This window comes from Paraburkholderia acidipaludis NBRC 101816, from assembly GCF_000684975.1.
GTDB classification, from domain to species: Bacteria; Pseudomonadota; Gammaproteobacteria; order Burkholderiales; family Burkholderiaceae; genus Paraburkholderia; species Paraburkholderia acidipaludis.
The window spans coordinates 1-23,055 of the sequence record NZ_BAXZ01000029.1 but is presented as its reverse complement, the minus strand read 5'-3'; the positions used below and the strand labels follow the sequence as shown (position 1 = coordinate 23,055).

General features: G+C 66.4%; 16 protein-coding genes. 13 read left to right on the top strand and 3 right to left on the bottom strand.

Annotated features, from left to right (window positions below; all coding sequences use genetic code 11):
• The first annotated feature begins 373 nt into the window (after nucleotides 1-373).
• From BAC01S_RS26450 to BAC01S_RS26405, 10 genes are all read left to right on the top strand, one after another.
• Nucleotides 374-1,753 carry an undecaprenyl-phosphate glucose phosphotransferase gene (locus BAC01S_RS26450; RefSeq protein ID WP_027797477.1) on the top strand — a complete coding sequence of 460 codons (1,380 nt, stop codon included), beginning with the start codon at nucleotides 374-376 and terminating at the stop codon, nucleotides 1,751-1,753.
• Nucleotides 1,754-1,790: 37 nt separating this feature from the next.
• Nucleotides 1,791-3,209: a UDP-glucose dehydrogenase family protein gene (locus tag BAC01S_RS32660; protein ID WP_043203804.1), complete on the top strand. Its 1,419-nt coding sequence runs from the start codon at nucleotides 1,791-1,793 to the stop codon at nucleotides 3,207-3,209.
• A 31-nt stretch (nucleotides 3,210-3,240) separates the two neighbouring features.
• Nucleotides 3,241-3,678, top strand: coding sequence for an arsenate reductase/protein-tyrosine-phosphatase family protein (locus BAC01S_RS26440; RefSeq protein ID WP_027797476.1), 438 nt, complete (start codon nucleotides 3,241-3,243; stop codon nucleotides 3,676-3,678).
• Nucleotides 3,666-4,841 (top strand): polysaccharide biosynthesis/export family protein, encoded by a 1,176-nt coding sequence (locus BAC01S_RS26435; protein ID WP_043203778.1) that lies wholly within the window; start codon nucleotides 3,666-3,668, stop codon nucleotides 4,839-4,841. The genes BAC01S_RS26440 and BAC01S_RS26435 overlap by 13 nt, the downstream gene beginning before the upstream one ends.
• A gap of 66 nt (nucleotides 4,842-4,907) precedes the next feature.
• Nucleotides 4,908-7,130: a polysaccharide biosynthesis tyrosine autokinase gene (locus tag BAC01S_RS26430; protein WP_027797474.1), complete on the top strand. Its 2,223-nt coding sequence runs from the start codon at nucleotides 4,908-4,910 to the stop codon at nucleotides 7,128-7,130.
• A gap of 47 nt (nucleotides 7,131-7,177) precedes the next feature.
• Nucleotides 7,178-8,104: a glycosyltransferase family 2 protein gene (locus BAC01S_RS26425; RefSeq protein WP_027797473.1), complete on the top strand. Its 927-nt coding sequence runs from the start codon at nucleotides 7,178-7,180 to the stop codon at nucleotides 8,102-8,104.
• A gap of 70 nt (nucleotides 8,105-8,174) precedes the next feature.
• Nucleotides 8,175-9,323: a glycosyltransferase gene (locus BAC01S_RS26420; protein WP_027797472.1), complete on the top strand. Its 1,149-nt coding sequence runs from the start codon at nucleotides 8,175-8,177 to the stop codon at nucleotides 9,321-9,323.
• A gap of 2 nt (nucleotides 9,324-9,325) precedes the next feature.
• Complete coding sequence (locus BAC01S_RS26415) at nucleotides 9,326-10,837, top strand: glucose-6-phosphate isomerase (RefSeq protein ID WP_027797471.1); 1,512 nt, start codon at nucleotides 9,326-9,328, stop codon at nucleotides 10,835-10,837.
• Nucleotides 10,834-12,039, top strand: coding sequence for a glycosyltransferase family 4 protein (locus BAC01S_RS32655; RefSeq protein ID WP_084168882.1), 1,206 nt, complete (start codon nucleotides 10,834-10,836; stop codon nucleotides 12,037-12,039). The genes BAC01S_RS26415 and BAC01S_RS32655 overlap by 4 nt, the downstream gene beginning before the upstream one ends.
• A 27-nt stretch (nucleotides 12,040-12,066) precedes the next feature.
• Complete coding sequence (locus BAC01S_RS26405) at nucleotides 12,067-13,236, top strand: glycosyltransferase family 4 protein (RefSeq protein WP_027797470.1); 1,170 nt, start codon at nucleotides 12,067-12,069, stop codon at nucleotides 13,234-13,236.
• A 27-nt stretch (nucleotides 13,237-13,263) separates the two neighbouring features.
• Here the strand turns inward: BAC01S_RS26405 and BAC01S_RS26400 are convergent, their stop codons facing one another.
• The 3 genes from BAC01S_RS26400 to BAC01S_RS26390 all read right to left on the bottom strand — a co-directional run bounded on the left by BAC01S_RS26400 (nucleotide 13,264) and on the right by BAC01S_RS26390 (nucleotide 16,376).
• On the bottom strand, nucleotides 13,264-14,184 hold the full coding sequence (locus tag BAC01S_RS26400; RefSeq protein ID WP_027797469.1) for an NAD-dependent epimerase/dehydratase family protein: 921 nt from the start codon (nucleotides 14,182-14,184) through the stop codon (nucleotides 13,264-13,266).
• Nucleotides 14,171-15,214, bottom strand: coding sequence for a GDP-mannose 4,6-dehydratase (gmd, locus tag BAC01S_RS26395; RefSeq protein WP_027797468.1), 1,044 nt, complete (start codon nucleotides 15,212-15,214; stop codon nucleotides 14,171-14,173). Before gmd ends, BAC01S_RS26400 begins: the two co-directional genes overlap by 14 nt.
• 70 nt (nucleotides 15,215-15,284) lie before the next feature.
• The gene (locus BAC01S_RS26390) at nucleotides 15,285-16,376 is read right to left on the bottom strand and encodes an acyltransferase family protein (protein WP_027797467.1); all 1,092 of its coding nucleotides are present in this window, start codon (nucleotides 16,374-16,376) and stop codon (nucleotides 15,285-15,287) included.
• Between the two features lie 416 nt (nucleotides 16,377-16,792).
• Between BAC01S_RS26390 and BAC01S_RS26385 the strand changes: the two genes are divergently transcribed.
• The 3 genes from BAC01S_RS26385 to BAC01S_RS26375 all read left to right on the top strand — a co-directional run bounded on the left by BAC01S_RS26385 (nucleotide 16,793) and on the right by BAC01S_RS26375 (nucleotide 23,003).
• Nucleotides 16,793-18,979 (top strand): NHL repeat-containing protein, encoded by a 2,187-nt coding sequence (locus BAC01S_RS26385; RefSeq protein WP_027797466.1) that lies wholly within the window; start codon nucleotides 16,793-16,795, stop codon nucleotides 18,977-18,979.
• Nucleotides 18,980-19,041: 62 nt separating this feature from the next.
• A complete protein-coding gene (locus BAC01S_RS26380) occupies nucleotides 19,042-20,508 on the top strand; it encodes a flippase (protein WP_027797465.1) in 1,467 nt (488 codons plus the stop codon).
• Nucleotides 20,505-23,003 (top strand): glycosyltransferase family 4 protein, encoded by a 2,499-nt coding sequence (locus BAC01S_RS26375; RefSeq protein WP_027797464.1) that lies wholly within the window; start codon nucleotides 20,505-20,507, stop codon nucleotides 23,001-23,003. The genes BAC01S_RS26380 and BAC01S_RS26375 overlap by 4 nt, the downstream gene beginning before the upstream one ends.
• Nucleotides 23,004-23,055 lie beyond the last annotated feature (52 nt).

Genomic DNA, 23,055 nt, shown 5'->3' with positions numbered 1-23,055 from the left:
ATTGATTCATAAAAAAACAATGGAAAATTGAGTCAATATTCATTATGAATGCGGGTGAAAACCCAACAACGCCACCCAGAACGAGGAAAAATATGCCGAAATCGGGCGGCGTAGATGACCGAGGCGGTGGCATTTCGCGCAAATTTTGCCGAAAAAAATCGGCAAATAATGGCATGTAAAGCCCGATACATTTCGAGATACTTTTGTGCCTTGCGGGATAAATTTTATCGCGGTTTATTAGGGTTTATTCGGATCCAATCCGGCGGCGCGAGAAGGGACCAGCGGGACCGGCGCCGCATTTCCAGGATTATCGAGACGCTGCCACAGCTCGTACCCGTGGCCGCGTTCCATTTATTTAACCGAGAGGCAGGACATGTTCAGCGTTCTAGCGAGAATTCTTGACGTTGTCGCCATTACCGCCGGCGCGCTGGCGGCAGCCGCCCTGCATCGCGGAAGCCTCGTGCCGCTCAGCGACGTGGAAAGTGTCGCGCTCGCGTTCAACTGCCTGCTCGCGATCTGGATGTTTCCCGCTTTCGGCGTCTACCAGTCGTGGCGCGGCAAGTCGCTATACGACCTGTTTGCCCGCGTTTGCGCGGCCTGGATCGCGGTGGAGGCAACCGGCATCCTGCTGAGCTTCAGTCTGCACCGCGCCGATTCGCTCTCGCGGCTCTGGCTCATGTGGTGGGCCGTGGCGACGGTGGCGTTACTGATTGTCGCGAAGGCGCTCGTGTACATGGTGCTCAAGGGCCTGCGCCGCGAAGGCTACAACCAGCGCGACGTGGCCGTGGCGGGCAGCGATCGCTACGGGCGCTTTCTGATCGAGCAGATGAAGAGCCGCCCGGAAGCCGGCTTTCATCCGGCGCTGCTGTTCGATGAGGACAGCGATGCGTATGGCGAGGCCACGGTGGACGGCGTGCCCGTGGAGCGCAATCTGCAGGCCATGGTGCAGCAGGTGCGCGAGCGCGGCATACGCGAGCTTTGGCTCGCCCTGCCCATCTCGAAGGAGCGCACGATTCACCGCATCGTCATGGAGCTGCGCAACGACTTCGTGAATATCCGTTTCATTCCGGACGTGCGTGCGCTCTCGCTCTTCAGCCAGCCCGTGGTGGATCTGCTGGGCGTGCCAGCCATCAATCTCGCGGCCTCGCCGATCACCGATCTGCGCGTGCTGCCCAAGCGGATCTTCGACTGTCTCTTCGCCGGCTGCGTGCTGGCCGCGCTCGCGCCGCTCTTCGCCGTCATCGCGATCGCCGTGAAATGCGATTCGCGCGGGCCGGTGCTGTTTCGCCAGCGCCGCAAGGGACTCGACGGTAACGAGTTCGAAATCTACAAATTCCGCTCGATGAGGGTGCACGCGGAAGGCTCGGGCCAGGTCACGCAGGCGCGCCGCAACGATCCGCGCGTGACGCGCGTGGGGGCTTTCCTGCGCCGCACGAGTCTCGACGAGCTGCCGCAATTCATCAACGTGCTCAAGGGCGAAATGTCGGTGGTCGGTCCGCGCCCGCACGCGCTCGAGCACGACGACATCTACAAGAACCTCGTGCGCGGCTATATGCAGCGCTATCGCATCAAGCCGGGCATCACCGGCTGGGCGCAGGTCAACGGCTTTCGCGGCGAGACCGACCGCGTGGAAAAAATGCGCGACCGTGTCCGCTTCGATTTGCACTACATGCAGAACTGGAGCTTCACGCTGGACCTGAAGATCGTTGCGATGACGATGTGGAAGGGCTTTGCAGGACAGAACGCCTATTGAGGCGCGGCGCAAACGGACAATCATTTAAGAGGTGGGCATGAATCTGACGATCATAGGCAGCGGTTATGTGGGTCTCGTGACGGGCGCGTGCCTGGCCGATATCGGCAACGACGTGTTCTGTCTCGACGTGGACGCACGCAAGATCGATCTGCTCAATCAGGGCGTCGTGCCGATTCACGAACCGGGCCTGAAGGAGATCATCGAACGCAACCGCCGCGCAGGACGCCTGACGTTTTCCACCGACGCGGCAGCGGCCGTCGCCCACGGCGACATCCAGTTCGTGGCGGTGGGTACCCCGCCCGACGAGGACGGTTCGGCCGACCTGCAGTACGTGCTCGCGGCCGCGCGCAACATAGGCCGGCACATGACCGGTTTTAAAGTGATCGTCGACAAGTCGACGGTGCCTGTCGGCACCGCCGCGCTCGTGCACGACGCGATCGCCAGCGAGCTGCGCCGGCGCGGCGAGTCGCACATGTTCTCGGTGGTGTCGAACCCCGAGTTCCTGAAGGAAGGGGCGGCCGTGGAGGATTTTGCGCGGCCCGACCGCATCGTGCTCGGCTGCGGCGACGACGTGCCCGGCGAGCGCGCGAAGGAACTGATGAAGCGCCTCTACGCGCCGTTCAACCGCAATCACGAGCGCACGCTGTACATGGACGTGCCGTCGGCCGAGTTTACGAAATATGCCGCGAACGCGATGCTGGCCACGCGTATTTCGTTCATGAACGAGCTGGCCAATCTGGCCGACCGCGTGGGCGCCGACATCGAGGCGGTGCGCCGCGGCGTGGGCTCGGACCCGCGCATCGGCTACGACTTCCTGTACGCGGGCTGCGGCTACGGCGGCTCGTGCTTCCCGAAGGACGTGAAGGCGCTCATGCGGACCGCCGAGGATTTCGGCGAGCCGCTGCAGATCCTGCGCGCGGTGGAAACGGTGAACGACGCGCAGAAGCTGGTGCTCGCGCAAAAGATCGTCACGCGCTTCGGCTCCGATCTCACGGGGCGCACGTTCGGCGTCTGGGGTCTCGCATTCAAGCCGAATACGGACGACATGCGCGAGGCGCCCAGCCGCACGTTGATCGCGGAGCTGCTCGCGCGCGGCGCCCAGGTGCGCGCCTACGATCCGGTGGCCACCGACGAGGCACGCCGCGTGCTGGCGCTCGATCTCGCGGCGCAGCCCGAACACCATGCGCGCCTTGCGTTCGCCGCCGACGCGATGGACGCGGCGAGCGACGCCGACGCCGTGGTCGTCGTGACCGAATGGAAGGTGTTCAAGGCGCCGGACTTCGACATGCTGAAGACACGCCTCAAGTCGCCGATCGTGTTCGACGGCCGCAATCTTTACGATCCGCCGGCCTTGCAGGAACTCGGAATCGAATATCACGCGGTGGGCCGCGCGAGCGCGGCGCAGGCAAGCCGTGCGCGAGCCGAAGATGCGGCGCGCGCGGGCGTGGCGGCCTGAGCGCGGCGGTTCGCAACACGACGGAGGTGCCATGTTCAACGACGTGCTGATCGTTTGTCATGCGAACGTTTGCCGCTCGCCGGCGGTAGAGCAGCTTTTCAGGGCAGTCGCGCCGCAGCCGGGCCGGTTTCACTCGGCCGGCCTGCGTGCGCGCGAGGGCGCTTACATGGACCCGATGATGCAGCACCTGCTCGCCGAGCGGGGCGTGAAGGTGGGCAAGCATCGCGCGCGGCGGCTCACGCGCCGGCTCGTGCGAGCCGCCGATCTCGTACTCGTGACGGAGCGCCGTCAGGTGTCCGAAGTGGAATGGCTGGATCCGACCGCGCGCGGCAAGGTGTATGCGCTCGGCAATTGGGAGAACTCGGACGTCGCGGATCCGCACGGCCTCCACGAAGAGGCCTATCGCGAGAGTCTGGAGTTGATGGATCGTCTGGTGAAGGGATGGCTGAGCCGAATATGCCAAGGATGAAACTAGCTTGTGTACTGGCGCTTAGCGCCTTCGTGTCGGCCTGCGCCACGGCGCCCGGCAATTATCTCGACACGTCGAGCCTGCAGGAGCAGCCGTCGACCCAGCCGCAGCAGCAGTACACGGTGCGGCTGATCGACTCGCAGCTCATCATGCAGCAGGCTCAGGCAGCCGCGTCCGCGCCGCCGCGGCCCCTGCCGCCGTCGCGCTACAGCAGCCCGGCCGACTACATCTATCACATCGCGCCGCAGGACATTCTGGGGGTGACGGTGTACGACCATCCGGAACTCTCGACGCCGCAGGGCTCGACGTTCTCGACGGGCGGCAACACCACGCAGACGCTGGGGCAGACGCTCACGCAGCCGTACACGAGCGCGCTGCCGGGCGAGGCCGACCCCTACGGCCAGACCGTTGCCGCGGACGGCACGATCTACTTTCCGTTCGTGGGCCGCGTGATGGCGGCGGGCAAGACGCCGGGCCAGCTGCGCGACCAGATCGCGTCCGGCCTCGGCCCGTACGTGAAGAATCCGCAGGTGGACGTGCGGGTGCTCGCCTACCGCAGCCAGAAGGTGCAGGTGACGGGCGACGTGAAGACGCCGGGGCCGCTTGCCATGAGCGACGTGCCGCTCACGTTGACGGACGCGATCACGCGCTCGGGCGGCGCGACCGACAACGCCGACATCAACCGCGTGCGCCTCACGCGCGACCACAAGCTCTACGTGCTCGACGCGAACCGCATGCTCGAGCAGGGCGATACGAGCCAGGACGTGATGCTGCAGAACGGCGACACGGTGTATGTGCCGGATCGTTCGGATAGCAGAGTGTTCGTGATGGGCGAAGTGAAGACGCCCACGCAGGCGGGCATGATACGCGGCAACTTCACGATCGCGGACGCGCTCACGGCCGCGGGCGGCATTCTCGACACCGACGCCAACCCGCGCCAGGTGTTCGTGATGCGGGGCATGAAAGACAACCCCAGCCATCCCGAGATCTATCGCCTCGACATGACGAAGCCGGACGCGATCATGTTGTCCTCGCATTTCGACCTCCAGCCGCTGGATGTCGTCTATGTCGGCACGGCGGCCTCGGCCACCTTCAACCGCTTGTTGCAGCAGGTGCTGCCCACCATCCAGTCCGTCTTCTACCTGAAGGAGATCGTGCAATGATGCGCGTGGCCACCCGGAAGCAGGACGTACTGGCGCAACACGAGACATGGGGATCGTAACGTGAGCATGCAATTCACCCAGCAGGCGGCCCCCGCGGCCCGCACCGAAGAAGAGGACGTGGTCCTCGGCCAGTTGCTGCGCGTCATTCTCGACGACATCGGCTGGCTCATCGCCATCGCGGCAGCCGTGATCGCCATCGCGGTGTTCTACTGCTATGTGGCGAAGCCCGTTTATTCGGCCGACACCCAGGTTCGCGTCGAGACCTCCGACTACACGTCGCAGGCGCTCACGCAAACGCAGACGGGCGCCGACATCAAGAGCGGCTCCTCGACCTCGCTGCCCACGGACGCCGAGATCGAGATGATCAAGAGCCGCAGCGTGATCGAGCCCGTGGTCAAGCAGTTCAAGCTGAACTTCTCGGTCTCGCCCGACACGATTCCGGTGCTGGGCAGTCTCGCGAGCCGGCTCGCCACGCCGGGCGTCCCTGCGAAACCATGGCTCGGACTGAACTCGTATGCATGGGGCGGCGAGGTGGCCGACGTGGACTCGGTGGAAGTGCCGCCCTCGCTCGAAGGGCAGAAGCTCACGATGACCGCGCTCGGCGACGGCCGCTACGCGCTGAGCGGCCCTGAAGGCGAGCGGCTGCTGGAGGGCGAGGCAGGGCAGGTCGCGCAGGGCAGCGGCATCACGCTCCTCGTGAGCAAGCTCGTGGCGCGCCCCGGCACGCGTTTCACCGTGGTGCGCATGAACGATCTCGACGCCGTGACGGCGTTCCAGAACGCCATCACGGTGCAGGAGCAGGGCAAGCAGACGGGCGTGATCGACATCTCGCTCGAAGACACCGACGCGCAGCGCGCCGCCGACATTGCCAACGCGGTGGGGCAGTCTTACGTGCACGAGCACATCGAGACCAAGCAGGCCGACGCGGGCAAGATGCTCGACTTCCTGCGCGGCGAGGAACCGCGCCTGAAGTCGGACCTGGAGCGCTCGGAAGCCGCGCTGACCGCGTATCAAAAGCAGTCCGGATCGATCGACGCGAGCGACGAAGCGAAGATCTATCTGGAAGGCAGCGTGCAGTACGAGCAGCAGGTTTCTGCGCTCAAGCTGCAGATCGCCTCGCTCGACCAGCGCTTCGGCGACCAGCATCCGGTGCTCATCGCGGCGCGCCAGCAGCTCGCGCAGCTCGAGGGCGAACAGCAGAAGTACGACACGCGTTTCCGCGACCTGCCCGCGACCGAGGTGAAGGCGGTGCAGCTGCAGCGCGATGCCAAGGTGGCGGAAGACATCTACGTCCTGCTGCTCAATCGTATCCAGGAGCTTTCGGTGCAGCGCGTGGGCACGGGCGGCAACGTGCATATCGTCGACACGGCGATGCGCCCGGGCAAGCCCTCGAAGCCGAAGAAGCTGCTGATCATTTCCGCGGCGACGCTGCTCGGCCTGATTCTCGGCACCGGCTTCGTGCTGATGCGCCGCAATCTCTTCAAGGGCATCGTCGACGCCGACGAGATCGAACGCACCTTTCATCTGCCCGTGTACGGTCTCGTGCCGCTTTCGGCGGAGCAGGTGGCGCTCGAGAAGCGCGCCCCGACGCGCGGCGGCACGCGCCTGCGCGAAGTGCTCGCCAACGCCTGCCCGAAGGATCTCACGGTGGAGAGCCTGCGCAGTCTGCGCACCTCGCTGCAGTTCAGCGTGATGGACGCGCGCAACCACGTCGTGATGTTCACGGGTTCGGTGCCCGGCGTGGGCAAGAGCTTCATGACCGCGAATCTCGCGGTGCTGCTCGCGCATTCGGGCAAGCGCGTGCTGATGATCGACGGCGACATGCGCCGCGGCGCGCTCGAACGGCATCTGGGCGTGCCCCAGGAAAACGGCTTTTCCGAGCTGCTGTCGGGCCAGATCTCGCTCGACGAGGCCATCCGCGCGACCGAAGTGGACAACCTGCACTTCATCTCGTGCGGCCGCCGCCCGCCCAATCCTTCCGAGCTGCTGATGTCGCCGCGACTCGGTCAGTACCTCGAAGGACTTTCGAAGCGCTACGACATTCTGCTCGTCGACACGCCGCCCGTGCTGGCCGTGACGGACGCCGCGATCATCGGCGGCCACGCGGGGTCGACGTTCCTCGTGCTGCGCTCGGGCATGCATTCGGAAGGCGAGATTGCCGACACGCTCAAGCGTCTGCGCACGGCAGGCGTGCGGGTGCAGGGCGGCATCTTCAACGCCGTGCCGCAGCGCGCACGCGGCAACTATGGCTACGGCTATGCGGGCGTGCAGGAATACCTGAGCGCCTGAGGCATGGGACGAAATCTGGACCGAACCCAACACGGAGAAATCGTGCGATGAAAGTGACCGTGCTCGTGCCCACCTACCGGCGCCCCGACGACCTCGCGCGCTGCCTCTCGGCACTGTTGCGCCAGGCGCGTACCCCCGAACAGATCGTCGTGGTGGCGCGCGCCGACGACGATGCGACCCATGCGTGCCTCGCCGAACATGTGACGCCGCGCGTGCTGAACGTGGACGTGGCGATCGTCGACGAGCCGGGCCAGGTGGCGGCGCTCAACCGCGGTCTGGAAGCCGCGACGGGCGACGTGATCGCCATCACCGACGACGACGCCGCGCCGCGCGTGGACTGGGTCGAACGCATCGCCGCGTGGTTCGAGGCCGACGCGCAGCTGGGCGCGCTGGGCGGGCGCGACTGGGTGCACGAAAACGGCCGCGTGCTCGACGGCGAGCGCGAACTCGTCGGCAAGCTGCAGCGCACGGGCCGCATCGTCGGCAATCATCACCTGGGCGTGGGCGCGGCGCGCGAAGTCGATCTGCTCAAGGGCGCCAACATGAGCTACCGGCGCGCCGCCATCGCCGGCCTGCGGTTCGACCGCCGCCTGCGCGGCTCGGGCGCGCAGACCCATAACGACATGGCGTTCAGCATGGGCGTGAAGCACGCCGGCTGGAAACTCGTCTACGACCCGCGCGTGGCTGTGGACCATTATCCGGCGCCGCGCCCCGGCGAGGATCCGCGCAATGCGCAGACGCTCGCTTCCCTGCGCAACGCGGCATTCAACCTGCACCTGATACTGCGCGCCCACCTTTCGCCGCTGCGGCGCGAGACGGCGTGGTGGTGGTACGCGCTCGTCGGCACGCGCGTCTACCCCGGCGTGCTGCATGCCGCCGTGGGTGCGCTGCGCGGACAGCAGGCGGGCGCGGCGCTCGCGCGCTGGCGCGCGGTGCGCGGCGGCGCACGCGAGGCTCGCCGCGCGCTCGCCTGAGGGGCGGCCCAAAGGGGCGGCGTAAAAGCAGATCGAAAGCAGGCCGAAGCAATACTACGGAGGACCCCGAATGAGCAGTACGCAAGTCCACGTCCATCTCTTCCACGGAGCGGATCCGCGCCGCTATCGCCAGGGCGAGAACATCGGCTGCCTGTATGGCTACCATTTCGCCGAATCGCCGGAGTTCGCGCTTGATTATTCGCGGGATGCGAACGAGCGCGCGCCCATGCGCTTTCTGCGCCGCGCGCTGAAGGCGGCGCTCGGCTTCGACTTCATCCATACGTGGCGCAATCGGCGCGCGATCCTGCAGTCGGACGTGATCTGGACGCACACGGAGCAGGAGCATCTGGCCGTGGCGCTGCTGCTCCTGATGCAGGCGCGCAAGGGCGGCGACCGGCCGCTCCTGCTCGCGCAAAGCGTCTGGCTGCTCGATCGCTGGGGCGGCTACGGTGCGCTGCGCCGCGCGCTCTATCGCCGGCTGCTCGGACGCGCCGACATGCTCACGACGCTCGCAAGCGAAAACGCCGCGCTGTGCGGCCGCTATTTCGGGCGCAATGCGCGCCGCGTGCTCTACGGCCTGAACACGAACGATTTTCCGTTATGCCCGCCTGCGCAATGGCAGCCGCACGCGCCGTTGCGCGTGGCCGCCATCGGCAACGACCGGGACCGCGACTGGGCCACGCTCGTCGAGGCGCTCGGCAACGACGCGCGCTTCGAGGTGCGGATCGCCACGCGGCGGCGCATTCCGTCGTCGGCGCGCGCATCGAACGTCGAAATCGCACGGGTTTCCGGCATCCAGCAGCAGCGCGCGCTCTACGACTGGGCCGACCTGATCGTCGTGCCGCTACGGCCCAATACGCACGCCTCCGGCATCACGGTGATGCTCGAAGCCGCCGCGCTCGGCAAGCCGATGGTCGCGACGAAGGTTGGCGCGCTCGACGACTACTTCGACGAGAAGGCTGTTTCGTGGGTCGCGCCGTTCGATGCGCAGCAGCTGCGCGAGGCCGTGAGCGCGCTCGCCGCGAATCCGGAGCGCGCCGAAGCCCTGGCGCGCGCGGCCGGCGAGCAGTTGCGCGAGCGCGACCTGACCACGCAGCACTACGCGTTTCAGCATGTGCAGCTCACGCGCGAGATGTTGCTGGAACGTGAGGCGCAACAGGCGCGCAGCGCGGCGGCGGACGCGGCGCCTGCGGTGCGCGGGCTGACGCGGGGTCTTTGACGATGCGCACGCCTTACGCCGCATCCGGCCCGCTGCCGGGCCACCCGTCGCCCCCCACGCCGGCCCCGCCCGCGCAAGGCCGGCAGCCATCGGGCCTGCGCCGCGTGCTGGGCCGCGATACGCTGCCGCCGGCGGCGCTGTGGGTCTTCACGGCGCTGCTCGTGGCGGCGCACCAGGGCACGGTGCTCACGCTCGCGTTCCCCGTGCTCGCCATCATGGTCGGTTTTTGGCTCTATTTCGTGAATCCGGTGCGCTATATCGGCTTCATGTGGTGGCTATGGTTCCTGAGTCCCGAGGTGCGGCGCCTTGCCGACTTCGGCAAGGGCGCCTTCACGCCCACGAGCCTGATTCAGGTCGCGCCGCTCGCGGTCACGATGATCAGCGGCATCTCGCTCGTGCGCTACTACCCGTTGCTCGCGCAGCGCCGCGGCCTGCCGCTGCTGCTGGCGCTCGCCGGCATCGGCTATGCGTTCGTGATCGGCCTCGCGGCGAACGGCCCGGCCGCTGCCGCGTACGACCTCGCGAACTGGATCTATCCGCTCCTGATCGGCTTTCACATCATGGTACTCACGCGCCGCTACCCCGAGTGCCGCGACACCATCGTCAACACCTTCATCTACGGGATGCTCGTGATGGGCGCCTACGGCATCGTGCAGTTCGTCGTGATGCCGCCGTGGGACGCCATGTGGATGATGGGCTCGGACATGGACTCGCAGGGCGATCCCGTGCCGTTCGGCGTGCGCGTGTTCAGCACGATGAATTCGTCGGGACCGTTCGCGTTCGCGATGATGGGCGCGATGGTGTTCGTGATGGCGGCGAAGCACCGCGTGCGCTGGATCGCGGCGGCGTTCGGCTTCTTCGCGTTCGCGCTCTCGCTCGTGCGCTCCACCTGGGGCGGCTGGGCGATCGCCATGCTGATCCAACTGATGAAGTCCAGCAATCGCGTGCGCATTCGCATCATCGTGAGCGCGCTCGTGCTCGTGGCTGCCTGCGTGCCGCTGCTCACCGTCGGGCCCGTTGCGGACCGCATGCAGCAGCGCCTGAACACGCTCAGCAATCTCAGCAACGACCAGAGCTACCAGGCGCGCAACCAGTTCTACGCCGACTTCGCGAAGACCGCGTTCACCGACGTCACCGGCGAAGGTTTGGGCGCCACGGGCGCCTCGACGAAGCTGTCGAGCAACAACGGCCAGCTCGGCAAGTACGGCAGCTTCGACAGCGGGGTGATGAACATTCCGTTCGTGCTCGGCTGGCCCGGCACGCTGCTGTACCTCTCGGGCGTGCTGTGGCTCATCGTGCGCGCCGTGCGCGAGGCGCTGCGCATGCCCGAGGACCGCTATGCCACGGCGTGCCTGAGCCTTGCAATCTCGATCTTCGCCATGCTCGTGTTCACGAACTCGCTGGTCGGCACCGGCGGTCTGCTGCTGTTTTCCAGCGTCTTTTCCCTGCTCGCCGCGGGCCACTGGCGCAAGCTCACGCGCCACCAGGCCCGCATCAAGGAGATCACCGATTGAGAGTTGCAATCGTCACGCACGTCGTGCGCCATAACGACGGCCAGGGGCGCGTCAATCACGAGATCGCGCGCGCCGCGCTCGAAGAGGGCTTCGAGGTGACGCTCGTGGCGTCGCACGTCGCGCCGGAGCTGCTCGCGCATCCGCGCGTGAAGTGGGTGCAGGTGCAGCCCTCGCGCGCGTGGCCCACCAATCTGCTGCGCCAGCAGGTGTTTGCGGCGAAGAGCGCGCTATGGCTGCGCCGTCACCGTCACGAGTACGACGTGCTGCACGTGAACGGCTTCATCACGTGGGCTCATGCGGACGTCAACACCGCGCACTTCGTGCACGGCGGCTGGGCGCGCAGCAAGTATTACCCGTTCGCGCTCACGGGCGGCGTCTGGTCGGCGTATCAGTTCGTCTATACGCGCGCGAACGCCATGCTCGAACGCTGGGCGTACCGGCGTTCGCGCGTGATCGCCGCCGTTTCGCGCAAGGTGGCCGACGAGATCAGCGCCTGCGGCGGCGAGCCCGTGGAGCGTCTCGACGTGATCTACAACGGCGTCGATACGCAGGCCTTCTCGTCGGCAAGCGCCAACCGCGCGAAGTTCGAGTTGCCGGCCGACGCGTTTTTGCTGCTCTTCGTGGGCGACCTGCGCACCCCGCGCAAGAATCTGGGCACCGTGCTGCATGCGCTGAAGGCGCTGCCCGAGCGCGTGCATCTGGCCGTGGCCGGCTATTTGCCTGGCAGTCCCTATCCTGCGCTCGCGCAGTCGCTGGGCATCGAGTCGCGCGTGCATTTTCTCGGCCTCGTGCGCGAGATGCCGATACTGATGCGCTCCGTGGATGCCTATGTCTTTCCTTCGCGCTACGAAGCGATGAGCCTTTCGCTGCTGGAGGCGATGGCGGCCGGCCTGCCGGTCGTCACCGCCCGCACGGCGGGCGGCGCCGAAATCATCACGCCGGACTGCGGCATCGTGCTCGACGACCCCGACGACGCGGCGGCGCTCGCCCGCGCGGTTCAGCAGCTTGCCGACGATACGCGGCGGCGCCTCGCGATGGGCGAAGCCGCTGCACAGCTTGCAACGTCGTTCGGCTGGGCGCGCATGGCCGCGCAATACATTGCGCTTTATCGGCAACTGGCCGGCGACGCGACCGAAGCAACGGGCGCCTGCGAGGGGCGCGTGCTGACGCCCGCCGTACTGCCGCGCGCCGAAACCCTTTGAGACACGAATAGAACGAGGACACACGCGATGACGACTCATTCCATCCATTCGCTGCAGATCGGCATGCACTGGTTTCCCGAACGTGCGGGCGGGCTCGACCGCATGTACTACTCGCTCGTGGGCGCGCTGCCCGGCGCGGGTGTTCATGTGCGCGGCGTCGTGGCCGGCTCGCCCAAGGTCGCGCAAGATAGCGGCGGGGCGATCAACGGCTTCGGTTCCGCCGCGCGCGCGCTGCCGCTGCGCCTCATGGCCGCGCGCCACGCGCTGCGCCGCGAGATCAGCCGACATCGGCCCGACGTGATTTCTTCGCATTTCGCCCTCTATACGTTCCCCGGGCTCGACGTGACGCGCGGCATTCCGCAGGTCTCGCATTTCCAGGGGCCATGGGCTGACGAAAGCTTCGTGGAAGGCGCGGCGTCGCTGAGCCAGCGCATCAAGCACTATCTGGAGCAGTCGGTGTACGAGCGCTCTTCGCGGCTCATCGTGCTGTCGCGCGCATTCGGCGACATCCTCACGAAGCGCTATGCGATTTCCCCCGAGCGTGTGCGCGTGGTGCCGGGCTGCGTGGATACATCGCAGTTCGATCCGCCCTGTACGCAGGCGGAAGCACGCCTGAAGCTGCAGCTGCCGCAGGGGAGGCCGATCGTGCTGGCCGTGCGGCGGCTCGTGCGCCGCATGGGCCTCGAAGATCTGATCGACGCGATCGCGCGGATCCGTGCGCGCCATCCGGACGTGCTGCTGCTGATCGCCGGGCGTGGACGACTTGAAGCGGAGCTGCAGCAGCGCATCGACGACGCGGGCCTCGCCGGCAACGTGAAGCTGCTCGGCTTCGTGCCCGATGCGCACCTGCCGTCGCTGTACCGCGCGGCGACGCTTTCCGTCGTGCCCACGGTGGCGCTGGAGGGCTTCGGCCTCATCACGGTGGAGTCGCTCGCGGCCGGTACGCCGGTGCTCGTGACGCCGGTGGGCGGACTGCCGGAAGCGGTGGCGGGGCTCTCGCAGGATCTCGTGCTGCCGGCCACGGGCGCGGGCGCGATTGCCGACGGCGTTGACGCTGCGCTAACGGGGCGTATCAAACTGCCCGACGCGCAGACGTGCCGCGACTACGCGCGCAATCACTTCGATAATACGGTGATTGCGAAACGCGTGGCCGCGGTGTATGCGGAGGCAATTGGCACAACGAACGGCGCGCATTGAAGCAACGGCGTCTTCGCCGCGCAGGCATCAGGCAGCGCGGCGGGCGTCTTCGTACATCCAGCGCAGCGTGTCTTCGAGCCTTACGCGCGTCATTGGGCCAATCGCGGCGTCGAGTTTCGCGTGCGAGCCCACGAGCTGCCGCACTTCGTTGGCGCGGACGAAGCGCGGATCGAGCGTGACGTCGATGGTATAGCCGGCGATTTTGGCGAGCGTGTCCAGCACGGCCTGCAGTGTCCAGCCGGTGCCCGAGCAGACATTGAAAGTTTCGCCGCGTGGCACGGCTTCGATGAGCCGTGCGTAGGCGTCGACCACGTCGCGAACGTCGGAGAATTCGCGGCTCACGTCGATGTTGCCGAGCGAGATCGAGCGTTTGCGGTGTGCATAGTGCGAGACGATCTTCGGCAGCAGGAAGTCGGGGCTCTGGCCCACGCCCGTGTAGTTGAACGGGCGCGCGATCACGAGCGGCAACTGCGCGTTCCATCGCTTCGCCACGTACTCCATCGCAAGCTTGCTCACGGCATAGTCGTTGGCGGGCTGCGGCGTCACGCTTTCGTCGATGACGCCTTGCGTCGCGTTGCCATAAACGTTCGCACTGCTGGCGATGAGAACGGCGCGCGGCGCATGGGGCTGACGGGCCAGCGCCTCGAGCAGATTGCGCGTGCCCACCACGTTCACGGCATAGGTGCGGGCAATGTCGCCATTGGCCACGTGGGACACGGCGGCGAGGTGCAGCACGACATCGGGCTGCACCGTTTCCACGGCGTCGGCGAGCGCTTGCTCGTCGAGCAGGTCGGCGGCAATGGGGATCGTCTCGCGCGGCACGGGCTCCTGGCTGCGTACCGTGCCCCACACGCGATAGCCGCCGGCCACGAGCCGCTCGGCCATGTAGCGGCCCGTGAAGCCGCCCATGCCGGTGATCAGCGCGCGCGGCGCATCAGAACGTGTCATGGCGCTCGTTGCGTGCGAGGTCGGCGGCCACCATCATCTGGCAGAGCTGCTCCAGCGTGGTCTGGGCTTGCCAGCCCAGTTCGTCGCGCGCCTTGCCCGCATCGCCGATCAGCAGGTCTACCTCGGCGGGGCGGTAGAAGCGCGGGTTCACGCGCACGAGCGTGCGCCCGTTCGAGATGTCGACGCCGGTTTCGCGTTCGTCGCGGCCCGACCATTCGAGCTGGATACCCGCCGCGGCGAAGGCCATCGTGACGAAGTCCCGCACGGTTTCGGTGCGGCCCGTGGCAAGCACGTAGGTGTCGGGGCGGTCGGCCTGAAGCATGCGCCACATGCCCTCCACGTATTCGGAGGCATAACCCCAGTCGCGTTTTGCATCGATATTGCCGAGTTCGAGCACGGGTTGCTTGCCGAGCTTGATCTTCGCGACGGCGTCGGTGATCTTGCGCGTCACGAACTCGCGGCCGCGCAGCGGCGACTCGTGATTGAACAGAATGCCGCTCGTGGCGAAGATGTCGTACGACTCGCGATAGTTGACTGCGGACCAGTGGGCGAACAGCTTCGCGATGCCGTAGGGGCTACGGGGATAGAACGGCGTGTCCTCGCACTGCGGCACGGCGCGCACCTTGCCGAACATTTCGGAGGTCGAAGCCTGATAGAAGCGGATGCGCGGATTCACGACGCGAATCGCTTCGAGCAGGTTCAGCGCGCCGATGCCGGTGACTTCGGCCGTCGTGACGGGCTGGTCGAACGAGACGCCGACGAAGCTCTGCGCCGCGAGGTTGTAGACCTCCTGGGCGCGGGCGCGCTCGACGAGACGCAGGGTGGAGCCCGCGTCGGTCAGATCGTGCTCGACGAGTTCGAGCGCGGGGTGGTCGAGAACGCCAAGCTCGTTCATGCGCCAGAAGTTCACGGAGCTCGTGCGCCGGTAGGTGCCGGTCACGTGATAGCCCTTGTCGAGCAGGAGCCGGGTGAGATAGGCCCCGTCCTGGCCGGATACGCCGGTGATGATGGCTTTGCGTTGTTCGTTCATGGAATCTGCCTTGTAGTCAATGACGAGAAGTCGGGAGGGTTCGAATTCAGCGCTGCGTTCAGGGCCGCATTCATGCCTGCGTGCGGGGAGCCGGTGCCGCGCGCGCCGTGGAGACGGCATTCGGCGCCGTGCCATGCCGCGCGCGGGGGCCGCGCGTGAGGCGCCGTTCGAAGAGGAACCAGCTCGCGCTCGCGTAGGCGAGCGTCAGGGCGAGCGCCAGCGCGGCGCTCGCATAGCGCCCGTGGCCGAGCGGCCACACCGCGTAGAGGAACGTGAGGTGGATGAGGTAGATCGTGTAGCTGATGGTGCCGATATACACGAGCACGGGATGGCTCAGCAGGCGTCGCACGAAGCCCTTTGCCTGCAGGGCGATGATGACGAGCGAGGTGCATAGCACGAGCGAAATGCTATAGAGCAGCGCATTCGAAAGCGGCGTGTTGGTGGCGCGAAAGCGCGGGTAGTGCAGATGCAGCCACGCCAGCGTGGCGAGCGCCGCGCAGAAGAAAACCACCGCGGGCGCCTTGAACGGTTCGAGTGCGTTGCGATCGCGCCGCACGAGCACGGCGAGCAGAGCGCCGGCGGCGAGCAGATCCATGCGAAACGGCGTGAGGTAATAGATCGGCCAGTAGGTGGCGAACCACGGCGTGGCGACGGCGCGCAGCACCGGCACGAGCACGATCAGCGCGGCGGCGACGAAGGCCAGCATGCGCTCGGGCAACAGCAGCACGACGAAAGGCCAGAAGATATAGAACTGCTCCTCCACGGCAAGCGACCAGAGGATGTTGAGGCTGTCGTGCCCGCTCTGGCCCAGCGCGTCGCCGATATTGGTCGCGAAGAATGCGTACCACGGCCAGTAGTGCGCCCAGCCGAAGCCGAACAAGAGCGAGGACACGACCAGCAGCAGGATGTACGGCGGCAGGATGCGCCGCGCGCGGCGCGCGTAGAAATAGCTGAAATACGACTGCCCGCGCGCTTTGCGTTCGAGCAGGATGCCGGTAATGAGGAAGCCGCTCAGCACGAAGAACAGGTCGACGCCCATCCATAGCGGCGCATGCAGTGCGTGCTGCGCGAACACGGCCATCACGGCAATCGCGCGCAGGCCGTCCAGCGGGACGATGCGATGGGAATGAGACGTGGGACTTGCCGGGGTCGTTACGGTCATCGGGTATCCGGTGAATTGAGGCGCAGAATGTCCGGCTCATTCTAAAAAGAATTAAATGCGCAAAAACGGCGAAATATATGGGTGCATTGAATGGAATATGACAATGATCGATAGAGGAATATGCGGCGCCATATCGAAAGAAAAATAAGGGGAAATGCGATATGGCTACGCATGCGGGGAAAGAAAGCGGAAAAAACGACGTGGATTGCGGTAAGGCAGGCACTTCTGACCGAAATCGTCGTACCCTGAGCGATGCGGAAATATTGACGCAGTGCTCAAAAAGCATTGAATTTTTTTGAATTATTTTCGCTTTTTGCAGGGTGATTTTTCTCGCGGGATGTACGGCATGATCCGGACAGATTGCCGTAAACCCCAACGGAGGATTGCTCTTGCCCTCATCGAGTTCCGGTCGCCGCATGCGCAGGCCGCTGGCGCTAGCCGCCCTGTGCGCGTTCGTCTGTACGTCATCGGTCCAGACGGTGGCTGCGCCGCAACTGAATGTGACCACGTCGTGGATCGGCAATACGTACGGCAATGGCCAGGGCACGTGGGTGCAAATCAATATCACGGCGATTGCAGTCACGCCCGACGGCAAGGTCTTCACGAATGCGCCGTGGGATGAGAGCGGTGCCGAAATCAGCGCGTATCAGGACGGCAAGGCGCTGGGCTTCGCGGGCGGCACGCACGGCTGGGGCGGCAGCGGCGGCAACGCCGTGGCCGTCAATCAACGCTATCTATATGCCGCCGTAGGTGTCGGCAACGAGAAGGGACACCTGGTCGGCAACGGCATCTGGCCGCCGAAGGGGCACCAGTGGATCGGCATTACGCGGCGGCCGCTCGACGAGCCCAGGCGCGCGGCCGCATTCCAGGCGTCGCCGGACCCGCTCAATCTGCACGCGCAGCTTGCCGGCGCGTTCCTGCGCATCAACGACGTCACGAGCGGCACGCATGCCGACGTAGGCGGCCTTGCCGCGACCGACTCGACACTCTATGTGAGCAACACGGCGATGGACTGCATCGAGGTGTACGACGCCAATACGATGCAGCGTCAGTCGCAATGGAGCGTGCACGAGCCGGGCCGCATCGCGATTGCGGGCGACGGCTCGCTCTGGGTGCTCACCGGCACGCTGAGCGACCGTGCGCCGCGCGTCGCGCACTACTCGGCGCAGGGCAAGCTGATCGCCGAAGCGGCACTCGCGCTGCCCGCCGATTCGGTTGCGGTCGATATCGCAGTCGATTCCGCGCAGCGCATCCTGATTGCCGACAACGGGCCGCGCCAGCAGGTGCTGATCTACACGCGCAATGGCGATACCTATGCGCCGGGCGGCGCGCTTGGCGAGCGCGGCGGCATCTTCTCGGGCGTGGCGGGACGGCCCGGCCCTGGCCGCTTCAACGGTCTGACCGGCGTGGCCGCGGATGCGCACGGCAACATCTATGTTTCGACGAACGGCATCGGGCCGCGCCACGACAGCATCGGCGCGGGACTCGGCGCGACGCTGGAGAGCTATACGCCGGACGGCAAGCGCAACTGGAATCTCGAGGGCCTCCTGTTCGTGGACGGCGCATGGATGGACCCGTCGCGCCCCAATAGCGTCTACACGGGCAACAAGCGCTTCGAACTGGATCTCTCGAAGCCGCCGGGACAAGACTGGAAGTATGTTGGATTCCTGAACAATCGCTTCCGCTATCCCGACGACCCGGTTTTTCACACGGACCAGTGGCCGGGCCTGCCCACCGCGCGCGAGCTGGACGGTCACACGTTCCTCTACCTCACGGACATGTACGCGGATCACCTGAAGATCTATCGCTTCGATCCGCAACATGAAGGCGAGACTGCGATTCCCTCGGGCTTTATCGCCGGCCGCGAGCGCCCCGTGCTGCACGTGCCGAACGCGCCGCCCGGCGGCGACTGGATCTGGCGCGACGCCAACGGCAACGGTGCGTTCGATCAGGACGAGTTCACACGCAACCCGGGCCGCGAGAAGCTGGGCGGCGGCTGGGGCTGGTGGATCGACACGCGCGGCGACATCTGGCGCGCGCGCGACGACAAGGGCATCTGGCGCTTCCGTTTTGGCGGCCTGGACGCGAAGGGCAACCCGATCTATGGCTACGACAAGCTCGACAAGTACGACATACCCGCGCCGTTTACGGAAGTGCATCGCGCGATCTACGAACCCGAAACGGATTCGCTCTATGTGACCGGCTATACGGCCGATTCGCCGCACGACCCGGGCTTCTGGAAAGAGGCGGGCCGGGTGCTCGTGCGCTACGACCACTGGTCGAGCGGGCATCCCGACCAGCGCTATCTGCTGCGCCTGCCGTGGGACCCGAAGGCGAAGCCGCCCGTCACGCCTGCCGGCCTCACGGTCGAGGGGCGCTACCTCTTCGTGGTGGAGCCCGCGGGCAACGTGCACGTGTACGACAAGGACAGCGCGAAGGAGATCGGCACCTTCGGCCCGGGGCCCGAAGTGGGCAACGCTTCGGGCTGGGTGGACGTGCCGTTCGGCATCAGCGCGCACCGGCAGCCCGACGGCGAGTACCTGATCTTCGTGGAGGAGGACGCGCGCGGCAAGGTGCTCATGTACCGCTGGAAGCCTGCATGAAGGCTGAATGAAGCCCGCATGAAGGCCACCCCGGCCGGCTGAAACCCCGCTACTGGAACGTCATGGACAAACGAATCCTGCGCAACATCGCGATCAATCTGTTCGGCCTCGTGCTGCCCACCTTCGTGTCGCTCGTCACGGTGCCCTCGTACATCCGCCTGCTCGGCGTCGAGCGCTATGGCGTGATCGCGCTCGTCTGGACGCTGATCGGCTATTTCAGCGTGCTCGACCTGGGCATGAGCATGGCGGCGCAGAACCACATTTCGAAGGCGCATGCTTCCGGCGACGCCGAGGCCTGCGAGCGCGTCTTCTGGAGCGCCTTCTGGCTCAACTTCACGACCGGCGTGATCGGCGGCCTGCTGATCTATACGGGCGGCGCGCTCTATACGGCGTACTTCACGCACGTCACCCCGGCCCTGCGCCACGAGGTCTATCTCGCGCTGCCGTGGCTCGCCGTGGCGATTCCGCTCGCCAATGTCTCGTGGGTGTTCGCGGGCGCGATCAACGGCGCCGAACGTTTCGGCATCTACAACACGAACCAGACCATCGGCACGTTCTTGTTCCAGTTGCTGCCGCTCGGCGCGGCCTGGGCCATCGCGCCCAATCTGCAGACCGTGCTGGCCGCCGCCGTGCTGGCGCGCCTGCTCGCCGCGGTGCTGCTCGGACATTCGGCGCTGCGCGTGCTGTCCATCCGCACGTTGCGCGGCCCGCGCCTCGACACCTCGAAGGCGCTCTTCAACTTCGGCGGCTGGATGCTGATTGCGAGCATCACGACGATGGTGGCCGATTCGCTCGACCGCATGACGCTGGGCGCGGGCCTCGGCGCCCGTTTCGTGACCTACTACACGGTGCCGCAAAACCTCGTCACGCGCTTGAACCTCGTGCCCAATGCGCTCGTGCGCACGCTCTTTCCGCGCCTTTCGGCGCTGCACCGCGAGCATGCCGACGAAATCGCCTCGCAGTCGCTGCAGTTTCTCAATGCTGTGTTCACACCCGTAGCCATTGGCGCCATTGTCGTGCTCGCGCCGTTCATGGGCGCCTGGGTGGGCCCCGATCTGGCCGCTCACGGCGCACCCGTGGGGCGCGTGCTGATCGTCGCCGTGTGGCTGGTCGGCCAGGCAAGCGTCACGCGCGTGCTGATCCAGGCGCAGAACAATCCGGCCGCAACCGCTCGCGTGGGCCTCATTGAGCTGCCGCTCTTCGCCGGGCTGCTGTGGTTCGCGATCTCGCGCTTCGGGCTGCCGGGCACGGCGGCGGCCGTGCTCGCGCGCGCGCTGTTCGACTACCTGGTTCTGCTGTACCTCTCGCGCATCCACGCCCGCCTGATTCTCGTGGACATGTTCGCACACCTGAGCTTCCTCGCCGCCGCGCTGGCCTGCGCATGGTGGCTGCCGGGCGCGGCGTTCGCGGTGGGCGCGGGCGTCGTGCTGGCGATCGCGAACGTCGTCTGGTCGGTGGCGACCACGCCGATGCTGCGCGGCTACGCCCGTTCCCTTCTCTTTCGCCTGAATTCACGGAAAAGCGCATGAGTCACGAACTGATCGACGAAGCGGTGCCGTCCGAAAGTGCCGCCGTGCCCGTCCTGCGGCGCGAACGTGTTGCGGCGCAGAGCGTCGCGACGCGTACTGCCCCTCTTGGCACGCCTGCCGCGCGCGCGCCGCGCGTGGCGATCGTGCACGACTGGCTCGTCACCTATGCGGGCGCCGAACGCGTGCTAGAGCAGATCATCGCCTGCTTTCCCGAGGCGGACCTGTTCGCCGTCGTCGATTTCGTCGACGAGAAGGAGCGTGCGTTCCTGCACGGCAAGCCCGTGACGACCTCGTTCATCCAGCGGCTGCCCCTTGCGCGCAAGAAGTACCGCGCGTGGCTGCCGTTCATGCCGCTCGCCATCGAGCAGCTCGACGTTTCGGCCTACGACGTGGTGATCTCGAGCAGTCACGCGGTGGCCAAGGGCGTGCTGACCGGACCCGACCAGTTCCACTTGAGCTACGTGCATTCGCCGATTCGTTATGCCTGGGATCTGCAGCACCAGTATCTGCAGGAGTCGCATCTCACGCGCGGCCCGAAGTCGATGCTGGCGCGGCTCATCCTGCACTACATCCGCAACTGGGACGTGCGCACGGCGAACTCGGTGGACCAGTTCGTCGCGAACTCGCAGTTCATCGCACGGCGCATCCACAAGGTGTATCAGCGCGAGGCGGCCGTGGTGTATCCGCCTGTCGATATCGAAGGCTTCGCGCTGCAGACCGGGAAGGACGACTTCTATCTGACCGCGTCGCGGCTCGTGCCGTACAAGAAAATCGACCTGATCGTCGAGGCGTTCGCGCGCACGCCGGAACGCAAGCTCGTCGTGATCGGCGACGGTCCCGACATGCACAAGGTGCGCGCCAGGGCCACGCCGAACGTCGAGGTCATGGGCTATCAACCGTTCGCAGTGCTGCACGATCGCATGCGGCGCGCGAAAGCCTTCGTGTTCGCGGCGGAAGAGGACTTCGGCATTTCCGTCGTCGAGGCGCAGGCATGCGGCACGCCCGTCATCGCCTATGGCAAGGGCGGTGCGCTCGAGACCGTGCTGGAAGGCGCGCGGCCCACGGGCCTTTTCTTCGACGAGCAAAGCGCCGAGGCGATCGTGGCGGCCGTGGATGCCTTCGAGCGCGAGCCGGGCCGCATACGCCCCGAGGACTGCCGCGCGAACGCCGAGCGCTTTTCGGCGGCGCGGTTTCGCGAGGAGTTGTTCGCGCGCGTGGCGCAGAGCGTGCCGGAAATCGCGCGCCGCGACGGCGCCCGCGCCCCGGGAGCATCGGCCAGCGCGCCCGCGCAGCACGCCGGCGATGGCGAAGGGGATGACGACAGGCCCGGAGCGCCGCGCGTGCTCGCCATCGACCAGAGCGGCGTGCTGGGCGGCGCGGAACTTTCGCTGCTCGAGGTCGTGAAAGGCCTGCGCTCGCGCATCGAGGTGCTGCTCTTCAACGACGGGCCGTTTCGCGAGGCGCTGGCTGCCGCGGGGGCGCGCGTGGACGTGCTCGATTCGGGCGCGCTGCGCCACGTGCGCCGCGATGGCGGCACGGCGCCGCGCTTGGGCGTGCTGGCGGGCATCGCCGGGCTCGTGGGCGCGACGCGCCGCCGCGCGCGCGATGCCGACGTGCTCTACGCCAATACGCAGCGCGCCATGGTGATCGGCGTGCTGGCGGGCCGGCTGGCGCGCAAGCCCGTGGTCTGGCATCTGCGCGACATCGTGAGCGCGGAGCACTTCGGCCGCGTGCAGCGGCTCGTCATCAAGGGCTGCGCGAAACTGGGCCTCGCGCATGTGATTGCGAATTCGCATGCGTCGGCGCGCGAATTCGAGCGGCTCACGAGTTTCGACTCGGGCCGGATCGATATCGTGCACAACGGCGTGGACGAAGCACCGTTCCGGGCGTTGAAAGGCGTGTCGCAACAACAGCTGCGCGCGCAGATCGGCTTGCCGGCCGACGCGTTCCTCGTGGGGGCGTTCAGCCGCCTCGCGCACTGGAAGGGGCAGCACGTGCTGCTCGAAGCGCTGCTGCACGATACGCGGCTGCACGCGGTGCTGGTGGGTGCGCCGCTTTTCGGCGAAGACGCTTATGCCGCGGAACTGCGGGCGTTTGTCGAGGCGCATGGGCTTGCCGAGCGCGTTCACTTCCTGGGCTTTCGTCACGACATCGCGGCCTGCATGCGGGCGATGGACGTGATCGTTCATACGTCGATTACACCCGAGCCGTTCGGGCGCGTGGTGGTGGAGGGTATGCTTGCCGAGCGGCCCGTGGTGGCTTCGCGCGATGGCGGTGTGACCGAGATCCTGGAGCATGGGGTAAGCGGTCTGCTTTGCACGCCAGGCCATGCGATGGAACTGGCCGCGACGCTGGCCACGCTGCATGACGATAGGGCGCTGTGCGCGCGGTTGACGGTAAAGGGGCTTGCTGTGGCGCGTGAACGGTTCGGTAAGACGCGTTATGTGGAGGCGGTGGGGCGCGTGCTGGATGAAGTCGTTGTTCGGGCTCGTTAAGGGTTAGCTGGTTTGGGGGTTTCTTGTATTCGCTTCGCGCTTCGGTCTGCCA